This window comes from Pantoea sp. BR_17 (assembly GCF_041955125.1).
GTDB lineage: Bacteria > Pseudomonadota > Gammaproteobacteria > Enterobacterales > Enterobacteriaceae > Pantoea > Pantoea stewartii.
Genome location: NZ_JAVAXT010000006.1, coordinates 57,726 through 78,642 on the forward strand (window position 1 = coordinate 57,726; position 20,917 = coordinate 78,642).

General features: G+C 55.0%; 20 protein-coding genes. 6 read left to right on the forward strand and 14 right to left on the reverse strand.

Annotation, left to right across the window (positions count from 1 at the left end):
• Positions 1 to 8 precede the first annotated feature (8 nt).
• The 11 genes from RAC60_RS11265 to pilM form a co-directional block, all read right to left on the reverse strand.
• Positions 9 to 686: a phosphoglycolate phosphatase gene (locus RAC60_RS11265; protein ID WP_006120996.1), complete on the reverse strand. Its 678-nt coding sequence runs from the start codon at positions 684 to 686 to the stop codon at positions 9 to 11.
• Positions 670 to 1,353 carry a ribulose-phosphate 3-epimerase gene (gene rpe / locus RAC60_RS11270; protein WP_006120997.1) on the reverse strand — a complete coding sequence of 228 codons (684 nt, stop codon included), beginning with the start codon at positions 1,351 to 1,353 and terminating at the stop codon, positions 670 to 672. Before rpe ends, RAC60_RS11265 begins: the two co-directional genes overlap by 17 nt.
• 66 nt (positions 1,354 to 1,419) lie before the next feature.
• A complete protein-coding gene (gene dam / locus RAC60_RS11275) occupies positions 1,420 to 2,232 on the reverse strand; it encodes an adenine-specific DNA-methyltransferase (protein ID WP_006120998.1) in 813 nt (270 codons plus the stop codon).
• A 96-nt stretch (positions 2,233 to 2,328) separates the two neighbouring features.
• The gene (locus tag RAC60_RS11280; protein ID WP_375093717.1) at positions 2,329 to 3,384 is read right to left on the reverse strand and encodes an SPOR domain-containing protein; all 1,056 of its coding nucleotides are present in this window, start codon (positions 3,382 to 3,384) and stop codon (positions 2,329 to 2,331) included.
• Positions 3,385 to 3,455: 71 nt separating this feature from the next.
• The gene (gene aroB / locus RAC60_RS11285) at positions 3,456 to 4,544 is read right to left on the reverse strand and encodes a 3-dehydroquinate synthase (protein ID WP_033741570.1); all 1,089 of its coding nucleotides are present in this window, start codon (positions 4,542 to 4,544) and stop codon (positions 3,456 to 3,458) included.
• Positions 4,545 to 4,582: 38 nt separating this feature from the next.
• The gene (aroK, locus tag RAC60_RS11290) at positions 4,583 to 5,104 is read right to left on the reverse strand and encodes a shikimate kinase AroK (RefSeq protein ID WP_033741572.1); all 522 of its coding nucleotides are present in this window, start codon (positions 5,102 to 5,104) and stop codon (positions 4,583 to 4,585) included.
• 363 nt (positions 5,105 to 5,467) lie between these two features.
• Entirely contained in the window at positions 5,468 to 6,739 is a 1,272-nt protein-coding gene (gene hofQ, locus RAC60_RS11295) for a DNA uptake porin HofQ (protein WP_080752836.1), read from the reverse strand.
• The gene (locus RAC60_RS11300) at positions 6,675 to 7,070 is read right to left on the reverse strand and encodes a HofP DNA utilization family protein (protein ID WP_375093718.1); all 396 of its coding nucleotides are present in this window, start codon (positions 7,068 to 7,070) and stop codon (positions 6,675 to 6,677) included. Before RAC60_RS11300 ends, hofQ begins: the two co-directional genes overlap by 65 nt.
• Positions 7,057 to 7,545, reverse strand: a complete 489-nt coding sequence (gene gspM, locus RAC60_RS11305; protein WP_172913555.1) for a type II secretion system protein GspM — start codon at positions 7,543 to 7,545, stop codon at positions 7,057 to 7,059. The genes RAC60_RS11300 and gspM overlap by 14 nt, the downstream gene beginning before the upstream one ends.
• A complete protein-coding gene (locus RAC60_RS11310) occupies positions 7,538 to 8,080 on the reverse strand; it encodes a PilN domain-containing protein (protein WP_058701420.1) in 543 nt (180 codons plus the stop codon). Before RAC60_RS11310 ends, gspM begins: the two co-directional genes overlap by 8 nt.
• Positions 8,080 to 8,886 (reverse strand): pilus assembly protein PilM, encoded by an 807-nt coding sequence (gene pilM, locus RAC60_RS11315; RefSeq protein WP_375093719.1) that lies wholly within the window; start codon positions 8,884 to 8,886, stop codon positions 8,080 to 8,082. Before pilM ends, RAC60_RS11310 begins: the two co-directional genes overlap by 1 nt.
• 116 nt (positions 8,887 to 9,002) lie before the next feature.
• Here pilM and mrcA point away from each other — a divergent pair, with 116 nt between their 5' ends.
• Positions 9,003 to 11,555: a peptidoglycan glycosyltransferase/peptidoglycan DD-transpeptidase MrcA gene (gene mrcA / locus RAC60_RS11320; protein WP_375093721.1), complete on the forward strand. Its 2,553-nt coding sequence runs from the start codon at positions 9,003 to 9,005 to the stop codon at positions 11,553 to 11,555.
• Between the two features lie 62 nt (positions 11,556 to 11,617).
• Here mrcA and nudE read toward each other — a convergent pair whose 3' ends face one another.
• Positions 11,618 to 12,184 carry an ADP compounds hydrolase NudE gene (gene nudE, locus RAC60_RS11325; RefSeq protein WP_006121006.1) on the reverse strand — a complete coding sequence of 189 codons (567 nt, stop codon included), beginning with the start codon at positions 12,182 to 12,184 and terminating at the stop codon, positions 11,618 to 11,620.
• 387 nt (positions 12,185 to 12,571) lie between these two features.
• Between nudE and RAC60_RS11330 the strand changes: the two genes are divergently transcribed.
• From RAC60_RS11330 to pckA, 5 genes are all read left to right on the forward strand, one after another.
• Complete coding sequence (locus RAC60_RS11330; protein WP_039342672.1) at positions 12,572 to 14,707, forward strand: intracellular growth attenuator family protein; 2,136 nt, start codon at positions 12,572 to 12,574, stop codon at positions 14,705 to 14,707.
• A 57-nt stretch (positions 14,708 to 14,764) separates the two neighbouring features.
• Entirely contained in the window at positions 14,765 to 15,430 is a 666-nt protein-coding gene (gene yrfG, locus RAC60_RS11335; protein ID WP_375093825.1) for a GMP/IMP nucleotidase, read from the forward strand.
• Positions 15,427 to 15,828 (forward strand): ribosome-associated heat shock protein Hsp15, encoded by a 402-nt coding sequence (hslR, locus tag RAC60_RS11340; RefSeq protein ID WP_006121008.1) that lies wholly within the window; start codon positions 15,427 to 15,429, stop codon positions 15,826 to 15,828. Before yrfG ends, hslR begins: the two co-directional genes overlap by 4 nt.
• A gap of 46 nt (positions 15,829 to 15,874) precedes the next feature.
• Positions 15,875 to 16,741 carry an Hsp33 family molecular chaperone HslO gene (gene hslO / locus RAC60_RS11345; protein WP_263757445.1) on the forward strand — a complete coding sequence of 289 codons (867 nt, stop codon included), beginning with the start codon at positions 15,875 to 15,877 and terminating at the stop codon, positions 16,739 to 16,741.
• 281 nt (positions 16,742 to 17,022) lie between these two features.
• Entirely contained in the window at positions 17,023 to 18,642 is a 1,620-nt protein-coding gene (gene pckA, locus RAC60_RS11350) for a phosphoenolpyruvate carboxykinase (ATP) (protein WP_054686900.1), read from the forward strand.
• 36 nt (positions 18,643 to 18,678) lie between these two features.
• Here pckA and envZ read toward each other — a convergent pair whose 3' ends face one another.
• Both envZ and ompR read right to left on the reverse strand, forming a co-directional pair.
• Positions 18,679 to 20,043 (reverse strand): two-component system sensor histidine kinase EnvZ, encoded by a 1,365-nt coding sequence (envZ, locus tag RAC60_RS11355; RefSeq protein ID WP_006121011.1) that lies wholly within the window; start codon positions 20,041 to 20,043, stop codon positions 18,679 to 18,681.
• Positions 20,040 to 20,759 (reverse strand): two-component system response regulator OmpR, encoded by a 720-nt coding sequence (gene ompR, locus RAC60_RS11360; RefSeq protein WP_001157751.1) that lies wholly within the window; start codon positions 20,757 to 20,759, stop codon positions 20,040 to 20,042. The genes envZ and ompR overlap by 4 nt, the downstream gene beginning before the upstream one ends.
• Positions 20,760 to 20,917: the final 158 nt, after the last annotated feature.

A 20,917-nucleotide genomic window follows, 5' to 3' on the forward strand; every position in this document is an offset into this window, starting at 1 on the left:
CTGATAAATTACAGCCCGATAGCGGGCAAAAGTTCGTCAAAAGAGTCAAGGGTCAGATCGGGCTGGCTGCTGGCAATAGGTTCACCATAGTTATAGCCAAACGTCATGCCGACATTGGGTACGCCGGCAGACTGCGCGGCCAGAATATCATTGCGTGAATCCCCGACAAACAGCAGTTGTGAGGGCAGCAGCCCCCATTTACCCAACACCAGAAAAATCGCGGCAGGATGCGGTTTTTTAACCACCACATCATCGCCACCAATGATCAACGAAAACGCTTGGTCGATTCCCAGCGATTGCAGCAGCGGCGCGACAAACGGCGTCGGCTTATTGGTCACAATCGCCATCGGCATGCCTGTGGCCTGTAACCGTGTCAGCGTCTCTTTGACCTGAGGAAACAGGGTACTGCCCGCCTCCACCGTGCTGGCATAATGTTTGTCAAACAGCACACGCGCATCACGCTGCTCGTCCGGGTGTGGCTCGCGCCCGAGTGCCCAGGTCAGCGCACGGCACATCATAACGTCGGCACCATTCCCAATCCACGTTGATACGCGCGCCACGCCAGCAGCAGGCAACGCCAGGTCTGCCAGCGTCAAATCGATCGCATCCGCCAGCCCCGGCGCGCTGTCGACCAGCGTACCATCCAGGTCAAAGGCCAGCCCACGAATATCAGTGAAATGAGCCATTCGCTTTCTCCAGCTCGTTCCGCATGTCGTCGATCACTTTCTTGTAATCCGGATGGCCAAAGATGGCCGAACCGGCAACGAACATATCTGCACCCGCTGCCGCGATTTGCGCAATGTTATCAATCTTCACACCACCGTCGACTTCAAGGCGAATGCTGTAGCCGCTCTGATCAATCCGCTTGCGCGCTTCACGAAGCTTGTCGAGCGTGCCGGGGATAAATGACTGACCACCAAAGCCGGGGTTCACCGACATCAGCAAAATGATGTCCAGTTTATCCATCACATAGTCGAGGTAGCTGAGCGGAGTGGCAGGATTAAAGACCAGGCCTGCTTTGCAACCGTGCTCTTTGATTAACTGCAGCGTGCGGTCAACGTGCTCGCTCGCTTCGGGGTGGAACGTGATGTAGGTCGCGCCAGCCTTGGCAAACTCGGGGATTAACGCGTCCACTGGCTTCACCATGAGATGCACATCGATCGGGGCTGTGATGCCATAGTCACGCAGCGCTTTCAACACCATCGGTCCCATTGTCAGATTCGGCACGTAGTGGTTGTCCATTACGTCGAAGTGAACCACGTCGCCTCCGGCCGCCAGTGCCTTCGCGGTGTCTTCACCCAGGCGAGCAAAGTCTGCCGAAAGGATGGAAGGGGCCAGCAAATATTGTTTCATCCGATTCTCCACTGTTGTGCGCCAGCATGATGGCTGGCGTAGTACCCTGGTCGCGGACGAAACAGACTAGCTATAGAGTGCCAGCAGTTCGTCGACCTTGGTGCGACCGGTTATGCTTCGGCTAATAGAACGCCGGACTTTGACCACATGTAACACGGCATCCTGATACCAGCAACGCGTCAGTTCCGTATCATGGTTAGAAATCAGGACCGGAATTTGACTCTCAGACGCCAGCTTTGCGGCCAGTTGCGCCAGATGCTGCTGCTCATGCAGGCTAAAACTGTTGGTGTGGTAAGCCGTGAAGTTAGCCGTTGCGGACAGCGGCGCGTACGGCGGATCACAATATACCACAGAGCCTTTTTGGGCATTGTTCAGGGTAACATCGTAGGATTCACAGACAAACGTCGCCTTTTGCGCCCGTTCGGCAAACCAGAGCAGCTCGGCTTCCGGGAAGTAAGGTTTACGATAGCGCCCAAACGGCACATTGAACTCACCACGCAGATTGTAGCGGCACAGGCCGTTGTAGCAGTGGCGATTCAGATAGAGGAACAGCAGCGCACGCTGATAAGCGTCATGACTGAGGTTAAACTCCGTGCGCAGTTGGTAATAACGGATTTCGCTGTTTGTTTCGCTGGTAAACAGTAAACGCGCATCGCGAATAAAATCCGCCGTGCGCGTTTTGACAATATTGTAGAGATTGATGAGATCGTTGTTGATGTCGGCCAGATGATAGCGATCAAAATCGGTGTTAAGAAACACGGAGCCCGCGCCAACGAAGGGTTCGATCAGGCAATCACCTTGCGGCAAATGACGGTGGATCTCTTCGACTAAGGGAAATTTTCCCCCCGCCCATTTCAAAAAAGCGCGATTTTTTTTCATGCTGTCGTGGTAATTACATCTTATTGTGAGGCTGTGGTTGAACCGACAGCAGATCTGCGCTTAAAACAGGGCCCGCATGGGCAGGCCCCACATCACTTATTGACTGGCTTCTTTCCTGACCTGACTGACCGGTTTCACCCAGGGATTCTGTGCACGTACCTCTGCAGGCAATGTCGCAACGGCACGCTTTGCGTCGGCCGGCGTGGCGTAAGAACCACTGACCAGCACATACCAGGGTTGACCATTGCGCGTGGTTTTATACACATGGTACGCACTCAGGTTTTGCTTCTTCGCCCAGGCATTCAGGCTTTCCGCTTTAGATGCGCCGCTCAACTGCAACGTGTAGTTGCCGCCCGGTACTGATTTGCTGGCCGTAGCGCTACTGCCCGCCGCTTTTGCCGGCGCGTTATTCACGGAGGAGTGCGCTGGCGTTGTGTGGGTTTTATGCTCGCTGGCTGCGGGTTTAGACGCCGTTCTGGCAGGCTCACGCGTATGACGCGGCGTGACGGGTGCCTGCGCGGCGTTTTGACGACCTGTAGCGGGAAGACTCGCCGCTGCACCTGCTTTCCCACTCACCGTAGCGGGTGCGGTCGGCAGAGAACTGCTGCCTTCTGCACCCTGTGCGGCGCCATCCACCTGCTGTTGCTGGTTGGTCAATGCGCTGTTCAGGTCGCCGGGTAATGTAATGCGTTGCTGATTAGCCGGGGTTTCAACCGGGGCTGCCTGCGTGGGTGTGGATGCAACCGTTGGCATGGAAATATCACGTGGCGCATTTGTCGCCCCCGCTGCCGGTTCCGCTCCTGCTGCATTCGGAGTGCCGGTGGAAGGCTGTGCTGTTCCCGTGGCGTTCTGACCGCCGCTCATGGCGGTGGAGCCGCTGAGATCAATATTTTTTCCGTTGCCCGATCCTGCGGCCCCGCTGGTGGCGGTGCCTTTGTCAGTAGAGGACGACGCGGATTTGCTGTCGTCAGCGCCGTTGAGCGCTGAGCCAATGCCCAGCACGAGCAGCAGCAACACAAAGATACCGACGCCCATCATGACGTGCTGGCGCGAGACCGGAGCTTTCGTCGCAGAGGACGATTTACGTGGGCGCGAGGGACGACGGTCACTGGCGTCAGGTTTTAACTCATCATCCGGTTTGAACTCATCCATTTTGCCTCCTCCGTAAAGCGGCCGTTCGCACTGCGCACCCGCGCGTCGCGTCACCACTTACCTGCTGAATATCAAGATTTCTGGCAGTCATTAATTGCCGCCATCACCATATCATGAGCCACGCCACCACGCACTTCAGCGCGGCCTATCGCCAAAGGCAGTATCAGACGTAATTCGCCCGCCAGCACTTTTTTATCGCGCATCATATGGGGCAAATAGTCTTCAGCCTGCATCTCAACCGGTCCGTGTACCGGCAAACCGGCGCGCTGCAGTAACGCGATAACGCGTTGGCAATCCTGTTCGCTGAACTGACCAAGACGTTGCGCGGTTCGCGCCGCCATCACCATACCAGCGGCAATCGCTTCACCATGCAACCAGTTGCCATAGCCCATATGCGCTTCAATGGCATGGCCAAAAGTATGACCCAGATTCAGTAATGCGCGCTGACCGTTTTCACGCTCATCCGCGGCGACAACCTCGGCTTTCAGCTCACAGCAACGACGGATGCACCAGGCCAGCGCGGCTTCATCCAGCGCCAGAAGGCGATCAAGATTTTGCTCAAGCCAGTGAAAGAATTCACCGTCCAGAATGATGCCGTATTTAATCACTTCAGCCAGACCGGACGCCAGCTCACGCGGAGGCAGTGACCGGAGACATTCCGTATCAATCACGACCGAAGCGGGCTGGTAAAACGCACCTATCATGTTTTTGCCAAGAGGATGGTTAACCGCCGTTTTTCCGCCAACCGACGAGTCAACCTGAGACAGCAGCGTGGTCGGCACCTGAATGAACCGCACACCACGTTGATAGCTTGCCGCAGCAAAACCGGTAAGATCGCCAATCACGCCCCCACCCAGCGCCACCAGCGTGGTATCGCGCCCGTGGGGCTTTTGCAGAAGGGCGGTAAAAACCTGATCCATCACCGCCAGCGTTTTGTGCTGCTCACCGTCGGGCAAAATCACCTGATCCGTCTTCACTCCCGCCGCCTTTAGCCGCGCCGTGACCTTATCCAGGTAAAGCGGTGCCAGCGTCTCGTTCGTGACCAGCATGGCATTATCACCCGCTTTTAACGGCCAAAAAGAAGCCGGATCATTAAACAGTCCGGCGGCGATAGTGATGGGGTAACTGCGTTCCCCCAATGAAACGGTGATCTTCTCCATGATGCTCGATACCTGTCAAAGAGCTTTCAAACGTTGGATCAACTTTTTTCCAACATGTGGATAATCTGATTCGCCACCACTTTTGCACTTTGATCGTCAGTGCGGATGGTAACATCGGCGATCTCTTCATACAGCGGGTTGCGTTCAGCGGCCAGCGCTTCAAGTACTTCACGCGGTGGCGACTCGACCTGCAGTAAGGGGCGTTTTTTGTCACGCTGCGTACGTGCCAGTTGTTTCTCAATAGTGGTTTCAAGATAAACCACGACGCCGCGGGCGGAGAGACGATTACGTGTTTCCCGGGATTTTACGGAGCCACCGCCGGTCGCCAGGACGATGCCCTGCTTCTCGGTCAGTTCATTGATGATTTTTTCTTCACGATCGCGGAAGCCAGCTTCGCCTTCAACGTCAAAAACCCAGCCCACATCCGCTCCGGTGCGTCGCTCAATTTCCTGATCGGAATCGAAGAACTCCATATTGAGTTGCTGAGCCAACTGACGGCCAATAGTGCTTTTGCCGGCACCCATCGGCCCAACCAGAAAGATATTGCGTTTCTCTGCCATTTTGTCGGTATTACTAAGAATTCGTTAATGATACCCCGCTTTCAGCATTTTACTGGCGGGACAGGAACTGAGACCTCATGAGCGTTAGCAAGAGTCAGACGAAAAATTATCTCAACACTCAAGGCTGTTTGGCAACCGATTATATTGCTTACAGCACATCCATTTCTGAATTGGCCTGTTGTTCGCGAAACTGTAAGGCGTCAGTAAAGCGTTGTGACATGACTGCGTACAGAGGAATTCGCTCATCTGCTTGCCGGGTTCTTCCAACTCAGACGCTTACAACGTGTTAAAAATCGCTAAACCTTGTAAGCTAATTCCTGTCCTGCGTCAACGCAGTTAAACTTTAAGGGCACATTTTCCGTTTTATCGTGCCGTAAGCGCTGCTTCCCTGACCAATCGCGGCGTCATGAAGATCACCAGCTCGCGTTTTTTATGTTCTTCAGCCTGCTGGCGGAATAATCCCCCCACGACAGGCAGACGGCCAAGTAACGGCACCTGCGTTTGTCCCTGAGTGCGCTGCTGATGGAAAATACCGCCCAGGGCCAGTGTTTGCCCGTCGTTAACCGTCACCTGCGTTTCCATTTCCTGCTTATCAATCGACAGCACCTGCGAGGCGCTGGTCTGAACCACGCGCCCCGGCACGTTCTGGCTGATACGTATTTTCAACTGAATGCGGCCATTGCCTAAAACGGTGGGCGTGACTTCCATGCCCAGCACCGCTTCTTTGAATTCGATACTGGTTGCGCCGCTGTTACCGGCTGAGACTTCATAAGGGATTTCGGTGCCCTGTTTAATCGACGCGGTTTGCTGATGCGACGTAAAAAGCCGTGGGCTGGCGATGATTTCAACCTGGTTTTCCTGCTCCAGCGCACTGAGCTCCAGATCCAGCACTCTGCCGCCTGTCCGCGACAACGTGACGCCCAGCGAAACAGCGGGCGAGGTCAGCCCCAGGGGAATAGCCAGAAGCGGGTGATGTAAAGCCCGGCTGAGGCTTTCACTATCCTCAGACAGTCGCCAGTTGACGCCCAGCTCATGAAGATTCTCTTCACTAATCGTCACGATATGGGCCGCCAGCTCAACCTGTTCCAGCGGCACATCCAGCGCCTGAATCCAGCGCTCCGTGTCTTGCAGCGCCGGTTCAATGTCGCGTAGCAACAGGCTGTTGGTGCGCGTGTCCACAGAGGCGCTCCCGCGCGATGTCATAAGCGACTGGCGTTCCCCTTGCAGGCTGCGGTGCACCTCACTGGCACTGGCATAGAGCAGGTTGATCCTGCGCTGCATTAAAGGACGCTGCTGACGCGCTTCCGCCTGTTGTACCTTTTCTGCTTCGCGCCGCTGCTGCTGCCAACGCTCGGGATAAACCAGCAGAACGTTATCTTCTTCCAGCACAGTCAGTTGCGCCATCCGCGCGACCAGCGACAGCGCCTGTTGCCAGGAGACGTTGTCCAGCCGCAGTGACAGCGTTCCGTTAACCTCAGGGGAGATCATCAGGTTGATCTGCTGGTAATCAGCCAGCGCCTGTAAAATGCGCTCAATCGGCGCATCATCAAACGCGAGGCTCAGGCCCTCATCAGGGCTGGCGTGAGCGGGGATTTGGCAAAACAGCAGGAGTGTCAGAATCGCTATCCTTATCATGCAGGCGTCCTTTGAGATGAAACGTGAAACGTTGGGCCGGGCAACTGCCCGGAATAAATAGCTGAAGCGAACGGGAAGTAAACCGGAGGGTTTGCCAGGGGAGCAACGGAAAAGGCTGGTCGCTCAGGACGTGAACAGATTTGCCCTGTGGCGTCAGTAGCCAGCCCTGAAACCGGGGAGCACGACCAATGATGCCCTGCAAACGCCATTCGCTGAGAGGTTCAACCTCCGCCAGGCAGGCCGCGCCAGGAAGGGGACGAAACGGATCGCGTGCCTGCGCAACGCCAGCGCCACAGCTGAGTAACAGCAGAACAACACTAATGGGTTTCATCAGCGTCCAGCCAGAGTTGCGCCACCAGATAGTCAGAATGAGCGGTTAACTGAAAGCGATCAGGAAACGCCGTTGCAGACGTTGAAAGCGCAGAAAACAACGGCGGAAACTGGGCCCATTGCAGATGGAAAGTGAGGGCTCGAGGCTGTTCATCGGGCAGCCACTGCTCAAGCGCTGCACCCCGCTCTGCGATGATCGCCTCCAGCGTCGATGACGCGGCTGGCTTTTCCATCTGAATCTGCTGAAGTTGTGCCTGTAAAACAGCAAGGGCGGGATAGCGGGCAAACTGTCGCTGCAGCTGTTGCAGGTGCGCCTGCTGCTGCACGCATTGATGCCTGGCATCAGCCAGCACCCGTTTTTGCGGCTGTAGCACGGTCCACCAGGCCACACACAGCAGGCAGACCGCGCCCGCCAACAGGCTGCCATAACGCAGCGGTGGAGCTAACCGCATCCAGTGCCCGGTAAGGCTACTCACTAGTCGCCTCCTTAAGGCGAATATGCAAGACGAAGCGATACTCCCCTTCAGGCTGACGTTGCACATTGCCTTGTTTGATCTGTGAAAACAGCGCCACATCGCTTAAGCGCTGACGAAAGACGCGAATCTCCTGCATATGCTGCGCTTTGCCCTCCAGTTGTAACGACGTTTCCCGTTTATCCAGTCGCGTTAACCACAGCCCGTCAGGCAGCAAAGCAGGCAACGCAAGCCAGAGTTGCTGCCAGACGTGAAACTGCCTGCTCTGCTGGTGCAGCCAGTGGCGACGCTGCTGCGCCTCATCCAGTTGTTTCAACAGTCGCTGTTGCTGCACCACCTGCTGTTCAGCGGCCTTAAGGGCATGACTGAGGCCGACATGCTGACGCTGAACCCGTCTGAGCGCCTTATGATCCCGCCAGCACTGCCCTGCCACCAGCAGCACGACCAGTCCTGACGTGACAGCCAGCATACGTAAGCTCTGACGCCGTTGACGCTGCCAGCGCCAGTGCCGCCAGGGAAGAAGGTTCACAGCGACCATCAGCAATCCTCTTTCCGCAACGCCAGCCCGGCGGCCAGGACGAAGGCCCCCGGATGCGCGGGCAAAGGTGGCTGCTGATAGCGAAATATTTGCAGGGGGGAGAACGGCACCGTGCCAGCCGGCGGCAATGCGTTATCGGCATCACAATAATAAAGCGACGTCGCGTGGGGAAAAGCCTGCTCACGTAGCGCGTCAAAACCGCCCTCTCCGGCAAAAAGTGCGGCGTTGACGCCATCGCTCCACAGGTAACGTGCATCCTGGCGTAAAACCACTACACTTCCCGCAGCCAGTTGCGCCTGTTCTGCGACGATGTTGAGTGCGTTCGTCGCCAGTTCAAACACAGAGCATTTAAGGCCGGCCTGCTCCAGCGGTGCCCGCCACTGCGTAACGACATCCCGCCGTGCAGCCGTGACGCTTAGCCGTTCCAGGTTGGTATCGACGCGGTAATCCAGGGCCAGTTCACTGGCGTCCACCGGGAAAAGACGCTGAGCGGATGCCCGGACAAAGCGGCCCAGTGCGGGTTCTTTTAAGGGCGGATCAGGCAGAGAAAGCGGTTGCTGTAGTGCCAGGTGCGCGGGAAGACAGACCCGTAACGTATAGCGCCGTGGTAACACCTTACGCCACTGGCTTAATACAGACAGCAATGCAGGGGAAGATTGCAGCACACCGTTTCTTAACGTATCTTGCGGCAGCCGTTGCTGCCACCAGTGGCATAATTGCCAACCCCGGCGACGACGCAGGATGGCAAGGGCACAGCACTGCCGGTTCTGAATATCCAGTCCAATTTGCCAGGTGTGAAAAGCCATGCGCGCGATCTCCTTATCGTCCGGAAAAATGGACATATCAAAGCGTCTGGCTTGCCTTTATACTACTGCGCGGTTGCTTATAAACTGCCCAAACGACAACAGATGGGAAATCTCAGGTGAAGTTCGTAAAGTATTTATTAATCCTTGCAGTGTGTTGCATCTTGCTGGGAGCTGGCTCGATTTATGGTTTGTACAAATATATAGAGCCCCAGTTACCCGACGTTAACACACTGAAAGATGTGCGTTTGCAAACCCCTATGCAGGTTTACAGCGCCGACGGCGATCTTATCGCCCAGTATGGTGAAATGCGCCGTATTCCGCTCAGCCTGCAGCAGGTTCCACCTGACATGGTCCATGCGTTTATTGCGACGGAAGACAGCCGCTTCTATGAGCATCACGGTGTGGATCCCATCGGGATTTTCCGTGCCGCCAGCGTTGCGCTGGTCTCAGGCCATGCGTCCCAAGGGGCCAGTACCATCACACAGCAACTGGCGCGTAACTTTTTCCTCAGTCCGGAACGCTCCCTGATGCGTAAGGTAAAGGAAGCCTTTCTGGCGATTCGCATTGAGCAGTTGCTGAATAAAGACGAAATTCTTGAGCTTTACCTGAATAAAATCTATCTCGGCTACCGGGCTTATGGCGTTGGCGCAGCCTCGCAGGTGTATTTTGGCAAACCCGTTGGCGAGCTGTCGTTGAGTGAAATGGCGACCATCGCCGGGCTGCCGAAAGCCCCGTCAACCTTTAACCCGCTGTATTCCCACAGTCGTGCTGTCGCCCGACGCAATGTGGTGCTGGCTCGTATGCTGGACCAGAAATACATCACCCAGCAGCAATATGATGAAGCACGTAATGCGCCGCTGGTCGCCAGCTATCATGGCCCGAAAATCGTCTTCTCCGCGCCCTATCTGACCGAGATGGTGCGCCAGGAAATGGTGAAACGCTATGGCGTTAATGCGTATACCGATGGTTACAAGGTTTACACCACCGTGACGCGCCGTCTGCAGGAATCCGCGCAGGAAGCCGTGCAGAACAACGTCATCGCCTACGATATGCGTCACGGCTATCGCGGCCCTACCAGCGTGCTGTGGAAAGTCGGCGAGCCAGCCTGGGGGCAAACGCAGATTGTTAAAGCATTAAAAAATCTGCCTCTGTACGGGCCGCTTCATCCGGCCGTCGTAACGCATGTCCAGAGTGACGAAGCTACCGTCATGATGAAGGATGGCAGCAATGTGTCACTGACGATGGCGGGCGTGCGCTGGGCGCGTGCCTTTAAATCGGACACAGTACAGGGCCCGACACCCAAAAGCATTGCACAGGTGCTTCAGCCGGGCCAGCAGATCTGGGTACGCCAGGTCGGCGATACATGGTGGCTGGGCCAGGTACCGGATGTGAACTCGGCGCTGGTTTCACTGGACCCTAATAACGGTGCGGTTCGCGCACTGGTCGGGGGCTTTGACTTCAACCAGAGCATGTTTAACCGCGCGACTCAGGCGCTGCGCCAGGTGGGTTCAAACATCAAGCCGTTCCTGTATACCGCGGCGATGGATCGCGGGTTAACGCTGGCCTCCATTCTGAACGACGTACCGATTTCTCGCTGGGATGCCGGTGCCGGTGCGGACTGGCGTCCAAAGAACTCTCCGCCCACTTACGATGGTCCGATTCGTCTGCGTCAGGGGCTGGGGCAGTCTAAAAACGTTGTCATGGTTCGTGCCATGCGTGCAATGGGCGTGGATTACGCCGCAGAGTATCTCCAGCGTTTTGGCTTCCCGGCACAGAATATTGTGCATACCGAATCGCTGGCCCTGGGTGCCGCGTCGTTCACACCGCTGCAGGTCGTGCGGGGCTATTCGGTGATGGCTAACGGCGGCTTCCTGATCGATCCTTATTTCATCAGTAAGATCGAAAATGAACAGGGACAGACCGTTTTCGAAGAGAAACCCAGAATTGCCTGTCCGCAGTGCAACTTACCGGTGATCTACGGTGAAACCAAAAAAGCGCTGGCGCTGAATGCGGAAAGCGTTGAGAACGTTGCCCCGTCCGCCCCACAGCAAAATCAAGCCGTGCCGCAGCCTGAGCTGGAGCAAGTGCCCGCCCAGCCTCAGCAGGGTGGCGAGCAGCAGTATGCGCCGCACGTGATTAACACACCGCTGTCCTTCCTGATCAAAAGCGCACTGAACAGTAATATTTTTGGTGAGCCAGGCTGGATGGGCACCGGCTGGCGTGCCGGACGCGACCTGAAACGTAATGATATCGGCGGGAAAACAGGGACGACTAACAGCTCCAAAGATGCCTGGTTCTCGGGTTACGGCCCGGGCGTGGTGACCTCGGTGTGGATCGGCTTCGATGATGCGCGTCGCGATCTGGGTCGCAGTACGCTTTCTGGTGCCATTCCCGATCAGATTTCGGGCTATGAAGGCGGGGCGAAGAGTGCACAGCCTGCATGGGATGACTTTATGAAAGTGGCCCTTGAAGGTGTTCCTGTTCAGCCGTTAACGCCGCCTGAGGGCATTGTTACCGTGACCATTGACCGCAGTACGGGCAAGCTGGCCAATGGCGGAGGAAACACACGTCAGGAGTACTTTATCAACGGAACACAGCCAACCGAATATTCGGTTCATGATGCAGGCACGACCATCATGGACAATGGCGAAAGTCACGAACTGTTCTGATAAACGTGAGAGGCGGCCTGGCCGCCTCTCCGCTTTTTACCGCCCGAAAATCTGGTGTTCAATCAGTAATGCAGACGGCCCTGCTTCACCAGCCACTCACGCACCATAAACAACGCACTGACGTTGCGCGCTTCGCGGAAATCAGGCTCCTGCAGTAACGCCAGCATGTTGCTCAACGGCCAACGGTGGACCACCAGCGGCTCAGGCTCATCCCCTTCCAGCTTCTCCTGGTAAAGCCCTTCTGCAACCACGATGTTCATCTTGCTGGAAAAATAGGACGGCGCCATCGTCAGTTTACCCAGCAAAGTCAACTGGCCAGCCCCGAATCCCGCTTCCTCTTTCAGTTCACGGTCGGCCGCCTGATTGACCGTTTCACCCGGATCGATTAAGCCTTTTGGAAAGCCCAGTTCATAGCTTTCCAGGCCCACGGCATACTCTTCGATCAGAATCAGATGATCATCAATTATGGGCACAATCATGACTGCCTCGCGTTCCGACGGTTTCATGCGTTCATAAATGCGCCGGGCGCCATTGCTGAAGGCCAGGTCGACCGCTTCGACAGTAAACAACCGTGAACGTGCTACGGTTTCTACATTGAGGATGTCAGGTTTTTTTAACGACTTTTTCATATCAGCCTCAAACTTGCTGCGCCAGCACTCCGTAGCGAATTAGCATACCTAACCGTGGAGCATTGTGCGACTCAATGACGTCATCCGGTTACGCAGCCCACGTTTTCTCTATGCAATAACGGCTCTATTTCGGGCACAAAAAATTTGCGTTAGTCAATATCTGCCTTCAAAATTCAGACAATGCCGATACAATACTATGTGCATGATAGTTACTATTCTGGCACTGTGTGCTGTAATAACGCCTAATCAAATGATTTACAGTACAATTTTGTTTGTTGTTAAACTTGTCAGAGTTGTTTAACCTCCCATCAATCGCCTGAAATCAGGGGCGCGTCTGGGGACGTAAGTCTAAAGTGAAGGCAGTATTTTGGCTGAATTGAGCAAAGCATGAGCACAATAATTATTATATTGGCCTTAGTGCTAACCTGTTCAATTCTGGCAGGTATTGGATTTTGGTACGCTATGCGGCGCAGGCCGCCGTTGGCGAAACCGTTGCCATTCATCAGCCCGCCCTGCCGTAAACTGACTGAAAGAGAGCGCAGAGCCGTAGAGCAGTATCTTGCCGCCCTGGAAAAACAACCCCGTATCCTCAGCCCTGGTGAATCCCGCCGTCGGCACGAAAAGCTGGTGCTGACCGCCCAGAGCAACAATGTTTATCCGGTTACCCGCGCGATTACCCGCTATGGGCTTTCCACCGACGATCCGCATAAGTGGCGCTACTATCTGGATGAAGTTGAAGTCCATTTGCCGCCGCTGTGGGAACAGTACATCACCGATGAAAATTACGTTGAGTTGATCCGTACGCAATCGATCCCACTCATCATTTCGTTAAACGGCCACTCGCTGGTGGATTACGCGATTGATCAGCAGTCACTGCCTAATCTGATACGTCCGGCATCCACAAATGCCTCTATCCGTAAGGCCGAAAGCGAAAACGTTGAGTTAGTTCGGGTGCGCAAAGAAACCCTGGAAGAGTATCGACTGTCCCGCCCTGATGGCACGCGCGAGGCCGTTATCATCTCGTTTGCGTTGATGATGTTTTTTATTGGTTTGTTATTACCCACAAGTCTGATGATCTGGCTGGTGGTGATTGCCAGCGCGATGGTCGCCGCAAGTCTGTGGTTAATGTACCGGATTCCCGGTGAAAATGGTCTGCGTGAGATCCACTGCCTGCGCGGCGCGCCAAAACGCTGGGGCTTATTTGGCGAGTCCAATCAAGAGCAGAGCAACATCACGCTGGGGATTATCGACCTGATTTATCCCGCGCACTGGCAGCCTTACGTCGCACACGACCTGGGACAGGTTACAGACGTCGAAATTTATCTTAACCGTCAGGTGGTGCGTCAGGGGCGTTTTCTTTCTTTGCAGGACGAGGTAAAAAACTTTCCGCTTCAGCGCTGGCGGAAAAATGTCGTTCTGGCCTGCGGTGCCTTTATTGTTCTGGCCTTCTTACTCACCTGGATACCGCTCAGTATGCCCATCAAGCTCAGCCTTGCATGGGTAAAAGGTACTGACAGCCTTGATGTCAGTAGCGTCAATCAACTGAGTCGTGAAGATTTGAAAGTGGGTGACAGCCTGAAGGTTACCGGGACCGGCATGTGTGCCGTGCCGGGCAATTATCAAAGCAATCGCACTTATATCTACATGCCGTTCGACTGCTCGCAGATCTACTGGAATAACGCTACGCCTCTGCCACTGCCTCACTCAGATATTATTGAGAAAGCCTCCGCGCTTCTGGAAACCACCACAAAACAGCTGCATCCCGAAACCAATACGGACCCCAAACTGAATCCGCAGTTAGCGTCTGCGATTCAGAAATCAGGCATGATTTTGCTGGATGACTTTTCCGATCTGGTGTTGAAAACGCAGGCGCTGTGCAGCCAGGCACAGGACTGTGTTCGGCTTAAAAACGCGTTGGTGAATTTGGGCAATGCCAAAGACTGGGACACATTAGTCAGCCGCGCCGATTCCGGTCAACTTAACGGGATGAATGTCCTGCTGCGCCCTGTCAGCGCGGAAGCGCTGGAAAATCTGGTGCACACCGCGACGTCGACCTTCTTTTATCGTGAAACGCGTCGTGCCACAGAAAATCTCAACAGCCCACCGCCGGGCGGGTTTGTGATTGTCAGCGACGAAGGGCACCAGTTAGTCAACCAGCCTCAGCCCGCGGTTCCCTTGTTTGATCTGGATGCGGCCTCACAATGGCAGGAGCTGCAACGTCTGTCCTCACTGCTGTTGCACACGCCGTTCAGCGCGACGGGCATCATCACGAACATCTACACAGATGCCAACGGCACGCGTCATATCGCCCTGCATAATGAACCTGATGCGATGGCAAAATGGCGCTATCTCGGTGCCGCCTTGCTGTTAATCGTGCTCCTGGCCTGTGGCCTCACTAACGGCCTGCTGGCGCTGCGTCGTATGCATCTGAATCGTCAGCGTATGCTCGCGATTCAGCAATACTACGACACGTGCTTTAACCCTTCCCTCAGCACTATACAGGGCGTGCGCTCCGTATTCTGACCGGCCTGCAACTGTGCTACCCTGTGGCGCGAAAAGGCAATGGGTAAATCCGCCATGATGTGTAACGGTTCTGATATTGATACCGTGCTGTTGGATATGGACGGCACGTTACTGGATCTGGCGTTTGACCGCGTCTTTTGGCGGGAAGAGGTGCCGGATGCGCTGAGCGCGCATCGGGGCATCCCTGTCGAACACGCGCGGCAGTTGATGGAAGAAAAATATCAGGCCGTGTCCCATACGCTAAACTGGTATTGTCTGGACTACTGGTCAGAGGCCCTGCAACTGGATATCCACGCGATGCTCTGGGCACACCGTCATCGCGTCCGCTTACGGCCCGATACGCTGCCTTTTCTGCAGATGCTGCGGCGCGCAGGTAAGCGCACTATTCTGCTGACCAATGCGCATCCCTGGAATCTGGACGTTAAACGACGACAAACAGGTTTAGCACCACACCTTGATTTATTACTTTCCACCCATACCTTTGGCTATCCGAAAGAAGATCAACGTTTGTGGCAGGCGGTCGCGCAACACACGGGCTTTGATGCATCACGAACATTGTTCATTGATGACAACGAAATCCTTCTTGATGTCGCTAAATCCTGGGGAATCGGCTGGTGTTTAGGCATCCGTAATCCTGATTCCGGTCGTCCCGAACAACCCTTTCAGCGTCACTATGCAATAAGCCATTACCGCACAGTGATCCAGGCCTGGGAGCAGCTATGAAAGAAAAATCTGAAGACGGTGTTCGTCTTGATAAATGGCTTTGGGCGGCGCGGTTCTATAAAACCCGTTCCATTGCGCGCGAGATGATTGAAGGCGGTAAGGTTCATTACAATGGTCAGCGCAGCAAACCAAGTAAGCTGGTTGAACGTGATGCGGAGCTAACACTGCGCCAGGGCAATGATGAACGTACCGTCGTAATTACCGGGATCAGCGAACAGCGGCGCCCGGCCAGTGAAGCGCAGCAGCTTTATCGTGAAACGGACGCCAGCATTGAGAAGCGCGAAAAAATGGCGCTGGCGCGCAAAATGAATGCGCTGACTATGCCCCATCCCGATCGCCGGCCTGACAAAAAAGAGCGCCGCGATTTGATGAAATTTAAGTTATCGGGTGATGAGTAAGACAGGCCTTGATGCCGCTCACCGCCCGCCCAAAGAGAGAAAAATTATGTCTGTAAACGATCAACTGCGCCGTTATCTGTTTGAAAATGCTGCTGTTCGCGGCGAACTGGTCAACGTTTCAAACACCTGGCGTGAAACCATTAAAAACCACGATTATCCACCCGCTGTGCAAACCCTGCTGGGTGAGTTACTGGTGGCAACCAGCCTGCTTACCGCGACGCTGAAATTTGATGGTGAGATCACCGTGCAGTTGCAGGGCGATGGTCCGCTGACGCTGGCCGTGATCAATGGGAATAATCAGCAGGAATTACGCGGTGTCGCGCGAATGAAAGGCGAGATCCCTGACGACAGCACGCTTAAGAGCATGGTGGGCAACGGCTATCTGGTGATTACGATTACGCCAGAAAAAGGTGAGCGCTATCAGGGCGTGGTCGGTCTGGAAGGTGACACGCTGAGCGAATGCCTGGAAGATTACTTCATGCGTTCAGAACAGCTGCCAACCCGACTGTTTATCCGCACCAGCGATGCAGGCGCCGCCGGGATTCTGTTACAGGTTCTGCCCGCGCAGGACACGGATAAAGAGGATTTCGACCATCTCGCTACGTTGACAGAGACGATTAAAACAGAAGAATTGATCGACCTGCCGGCAACTGATGTGCTCTGGCGACTGTACCATCAGGAAGAAGTGACCGTTTACGATCCCCAGCCGGTGATCTACAAATGTACCTGCTCGCGTGAACGTTGCGGCGAGGTCCTGAAAACGCTGCCGCAGGAAGAAGTCGATGAGATTATTGCCGAAGACGGCAAAATCGATATGCATTGCGACTATTGCGGATCGCATTATGTTTTCGATGCTGTCGATATTGCCGGTATCCGCAGCAACTCCGTGGAAAACAGCAGCCGTCTTCACTGATCCGACCAGGGCGGTTCTGCCGCCCTCACCTCTGCTTTGCTATGCCCTTAATTTACTTGATAAATTATCTTTTTTTACTTTCTTAACATCTTAAAAACGTTCGAAACACGACCTTAACGCGCCCTGAGTCGCATTTTTAAAAGAACATACCTTCCCCCTCAGACTCAGTAGAGTACACTGCGCGCGATCTGTCTCCTCGCCTGACCGGGCGGCCTTTGACCGACACGATCCCAAACTCTTTTTGCCCGTACAGAACAGACACCGATTTAAGGAGCAGTAAAATGCGCGTTAACGGCCTGACCTCGAAAGCCCTTGCCGATCTGGGCATCACCGATACCACTGAGGTGGTTCACAACCCTGATTACGACACGTTATTTCAGGAAGAGATGCGCCCGGAGCTCGAAGGTTTTGAGCGTGGCACCCTGACGCAAAGCGGCGCAATCGCAGTCGATACCGGGGTGTTTACCGGGCGCTCGCCTAAGGATAAGTACATCGTCCGCGATGACACCACGCGCGATACGCTGTGGTGGAACGATCAAGGCACCGGAAAAAACGATAACCAGCCTCTGTCGCAGGAAACCTGGCAAGCGCTGAAAAAATGCGTGACGCAGCAGCTTTCAGGTAAGCGTCTGTTTATTGTGGACGCCTTCTGCGGTGCCAATCCTGACTCACGCCTGAGCGTACGCTTTATTACCGAAGTGGCCTGGCAGGCACACTTTGTGAAAAACATGTTTATCCAGCCCAGCGCTGCCGAACTGGATAACTTCACGCCGGATTTTGTGGTCATGAACGGCGCAAAATGTACCAATCCGGACTGGCAGGCGCAGGGACTGCATTCTGAGAACTTCGTGGCCTTTAACCTGACGGAAAGGATGCAGCTGATTGGCGGCACCTGGTATGGCGGGGAGATGAAAAAAGGGCTGTTCGCAATCATGAACTACCTGCTCCCACTGAAAGGCATTGCGTCAATGCACTGCTCGGCCAACGTGGGTAAAGCCGGTGACGTGGCGGTGTTCTTTGGTCTGTCCGGCACGGGTAAAACCACATTGTCTACCGATCCGGATCGCCAGCTTATTGGCGATGATGAACACGGCTGGGACGATGACGGCGTGTTTAACTTTGAAGGCGGCTGCTACGCCAAAACGATTAATCTTTCTGAGCAGGCCGAACCCGAAATCTACCGCGCCATTCGCCGCAATGCGCTGCTGGAAAACGTGGTGGTGCGTGAAGACGGCAGTATCGATTTTGCGGATGACAGCAAAACCGAAAACACCCGCGTCTCCTATCCGATTCATCACATCGATAATATCGTGCAGCCGGTTTCCAAAGCAGGTCATGCGAAGAAGGTGATTTTCCTGACCGCCGACGCCTTTGGCGTACTGCCTCCGGTCTCCCGTTTAACGCCAGAGCAGACGCAGTACCATTTCCTGTCGGGATTCACCGCCAAGCTTGCCGGCACGGAACGTGGTGTGACCGCCCCCACGCCAACATTCTCAGCCTGCTTTGGTGCCGCCTTCCTGACACTGCACCCCACGCAGTATGCAGAAGTGCTGGTGAAGCGCATGGAAGCGGCCGGTGCGCAGGCTTATCTGGTTAACACCGGCTGGAACGGCAGTGGAAAACGCATTTCGCTGAAGAACACCCGCGCCATTATCAACGCGATTCTGGCCGGTGAGCTGGATGATGCGCCAACGGAAACGCTGCCGGTATTCAACCTTCAGGTCCCTAAAACCCTGGGCGATCTGGATGAAGACACCCTGGATCCACGTCGTAGCTGGGAAAGTGAAGCGAAGTGGCACGCTGCGGCGGATGATTTGGCCCAGCGTTTTATCACTAACTTTGAGAAGTATACCGATAATGCGGCAGGTGCCGCGTTGGTTAAAGCCGGTCCACAGCGCTAATCGCCACGGCGCGGCCTGAACCGCCGCGCCGTTGTTTTAGCTCAGCGAAAGATTGCCGCTGTTTTGAACTGCTTCCGGGGTTTCTGCTAACGGCAGCCAGGCACGGATGCGTAATCCTCCCCGCTCACTGTCGCCAATTTCCAGCGAACCCTGATGTGCATCGATAATACGCTGCACGATAGCCAGTCCCAGACCGGTACCGCTGGTGCTACGCGCACTGTCACCGCGCACAAAGGGCTGGAACAAATGGGCCAGTTGATCGGGTTTAATACCCGGGCCATCGTCTTCAACCTGGAACCAGGCGCGATGCAGTTCCCGACCGCTGCTGACCTTGATCCAGCCATTTCCATAACGTGCTGCGTTCACCACCAGGTTAGCCAGCGCACGTTTAATGGAAAGGGGATTAATCTCCAGCATCAACTCTTCCGCCATCACCGCATTTTCGATTTCACGCTCGTAGCCGCTTTCTGCGGCCACCACTTCACCTAAAACGCTGTTCAGGTCGGCCAGTTCGGTCTGCATTTCCTGACCGGTGCGCAGGTAGTCAATGAACTGCTCAATGATGGCATTGCACTCTTCGATATCTTTATTGATCGATTCGGCCAGATAGCCATCCTGCTCGTTCATCATCTCTGTGGCGAGGCGAATACGGGTCAACGGCGTACGTAAATCGTGGCTGACGCCCGCCATGAGCAACGTTCTGTCGTCAGCGAGCTGTTTAACGCCTGCCGCCATCTGGTTGAACGCGCGCGTGACCGAGCGCACTTCTGACGCGCCATACTCACGCAGTGGCGGCGGGATAATGCCTTTGCCGACCTGCAGTGCGGCGTGTTCCAGGTCCACCAGCGGGCGGTTTTGTATACGGATAAATAGCCAGGCCCCGCCGATCGCCAGCAACATTATCGCCAGGGTATAGCGGAACAGCGGCGAGAAATCACCCTGGTGAATTTCAGTCAGCGGCACGCGCACCCAGATATCGGGCGACAGCCAGGTCTTTAACCAGACAACCGGGGAGTTTTTATTAACCTCGACGCGCACATCGGTCGGGCCACCAAGCTGCTGCCCCATCTGATCGCTGAGGAACTTATAGTGCTGTGCCCAGCGCAGTCCGCTCTCCTCTGCTGCCGCATTGGTATAGAGCGAAATACCCAGTTCACGATAGATTTCGCGGCGAAACGCGGGTGGCACTTCCAGCTGCGTGCCATCTTCCAGTTGTAGACGGTCCGTCATCAGCATACGGACTTCATACGCCAGAACCTTATTGAACTGTTGCAGGCTGGGAAGAATGGCGAAGTTCAGCACCACCAGGTAGGTCGTTACCAGGCTGACAAACAGCAAGGTAACGATCAACAGCAGGGTGCGGGCAAACGAACTTCGTGGCGAGAAGCGCAACCGCCTCATGCTTTACTGCCGTCCGGTACAAAGACGTAACCCAGGCCCCAAACGGTCTGGATGTAGCGTGGATGAGCCGGATCTTCTTCCACCATGCGGCGCAGGCGAGAGATCTGAACGTCAATGGAACGCTCCATGGCGCTGTACTCACGACCACGGGCCAGGTTCATCAGTTTATCGCGCGACAGCGGCTCACGTGGATGACTCACCAGCGCCTTAAGCACGGCGAATTCGCCGCTGGTTAACGGCATAGGTTCATCTTCACGGAACATTTCCCGCGTGCCCAGATTGAGCTTGAACTTACCAAACGCGATGACCGCTTCTTCCTGCGAAGGCGCACCGGGCAGCTCATTGGCCTGACGACGCAGCACGGCACGAATGCGCGCCAGCAGTTCACGCGGGTTGAATGGCTTGGGAATATAGTCGTCCGCACCGATTTCCAGCCCCACGATACGGTCCACTTCTTCACCCTTAGCCGTGACCATGATGATAGGCATGGGGTTGCTCTGGCTACGCAGACGACGGCAAATCGACAGCCCATCTTCGCCAGGCAGCATCAGATCCAGCACCATCAAATGGAAGGATTCGCGGGTTAACAGACGATCCATCTGCTCGGCGTTGGCGACACTGCGCACCTGAAAGCCTTGTTCGGTAAGGTAGCGTTCAAGCAGAGCGCGTAAACGCATATCGTCATCGACGACCAGGATCTTGTAGTTTTCTTGCATTTTTAACTCCCAAAGGCGCGATTGCCTGAGCCAATATTGTTAAAAAAACATGTGGCACAGCGACAGTGTTTAATGGTTTATATTCTAGTCAAAATTGTTACAAAGCATATTAAACAGCAGCTTATATTTAAATTCACGTTCTGCTGACGGAGAAGCCG

Bases quoted from the DNA above. Each gene is read 5' to 3' on its own strand.
- aroB (WP_033741570.1), bottom strand. From the start codon at position 4,544: ATGGAGAAGATCACCGTTTCATTGGGGGAACGCAGTTACCCCATCACT.
- hslR (WP_006121008.1), top strand. From the start codon at position 15,427: ATGAAAGAAAAATCTGAAGACGGTGTTCGTCTTGATAAATGGCTTTGG.
- pckA (WP_054686900.1), top strand. From the start codon at position 17,023: ATGCGCGTTAACGGCCTGACCTCGAAAGCCCTTGCCGATCTGGGCATC.
- hslO (WP_263757445.1), top strand. From the start codon at position 15,875: ATGTCTGTAAACGATCAACTGCGCCGTTATCTGTTTGAAAATGCTGCT.
- ompR (WP_001157751.1), bottom strand. From the start codon at position 20,759: ATGCAAGAAAACTACAAGATCCTGGTCGTCGATGACGATATGCGTTTA.
- yrfG (WP_375093825.1), top strand. From the start codon at position 14,765: ATGTGTAACGGTTCTGATATTGATACCGTGCTGTTGGATATGGACGGC.
- aroK (WP_033741572.1), bottom strand. From the start codon at position 5,104: ATGGCAGAGAAACGCAATATCTTTCTGGTTGGGCCGATGGGTGCCGGC.
- pilM (WP_375093719.1), bottom strand. From the start codon at position 8,886: ATGGCTTTTCACACCTGGCAAATTGGACTGGATATTCAGAACCGGCAG.
- hofQ (WP_080752836.1), bottom strand. From the start codon at position 6,739: ATGATAAGGATAGCGATTCTGACACTCCTGCTGTTTTGCCAAATCCCC.
- RAC60_RS11300 (WP_375093718.1), bottom strand. From the start codon at position 7,070: ATGAAACCCATTAGTGTTGTTCTGCTGTTACTCAGCTGTGGCGCTGGC.
- rpe (WP_006120997.1), bottom strand. From the start codon at position 1,353: ATGAAACAATATTTGCTGGCCCCTTCCATCCTTTCGGCAGACTTTGCT.
- RAC60_RS11280 (WP_375093717.1), bottom strand. From the start codon at position 3,384: ATGGATGAGTTCAAACCGGATGATGAGTTAAAACCTGACGCCAGTGAC.
- envZ (WP_006121011.1), bottom strand. From the start codon at position 20,043: ATGAGGCGGTTGCGCTTCTCGCCACGAAGTTCGTTTGCCCGCACCCTG.
- RAC60_RS11310 (WP_058701420.1), bottom strand. From the start codon at position 8,080: ATGGTCGCTGTGAACCTTCTTCCCTGGCGGCACTGGCGCTGGCAGCGT.
- dam (WP_006120998.1), bottom strand. From the start codon at position 2,232: ATGAAAAAAAATCGCGCTTTTTTGAAATGGGCGGGGGGAAAATTTCCC.
- RAC60_RS11330 (WP_039342672.1), top strand. From the start codon at position 12,572: ATGAGCACAATAATTATTATATTGGCCTTAGTGCTAACCTGTTCAATT.
- RAC60_RS11265 (WP_006120996.1), bottom strand. From the start codon at position 686: ATGGCTCATTTCACTGATATTCGTGGGCTGGCCTTTGACCTGGATGGT.
- nudE (WP_006121006.1), bottom strand. From the start codon at position 12,184: ATGAAAAAGTCGTTAAAAAAACCTGACATCCTCAATGTAGAAACCGTA.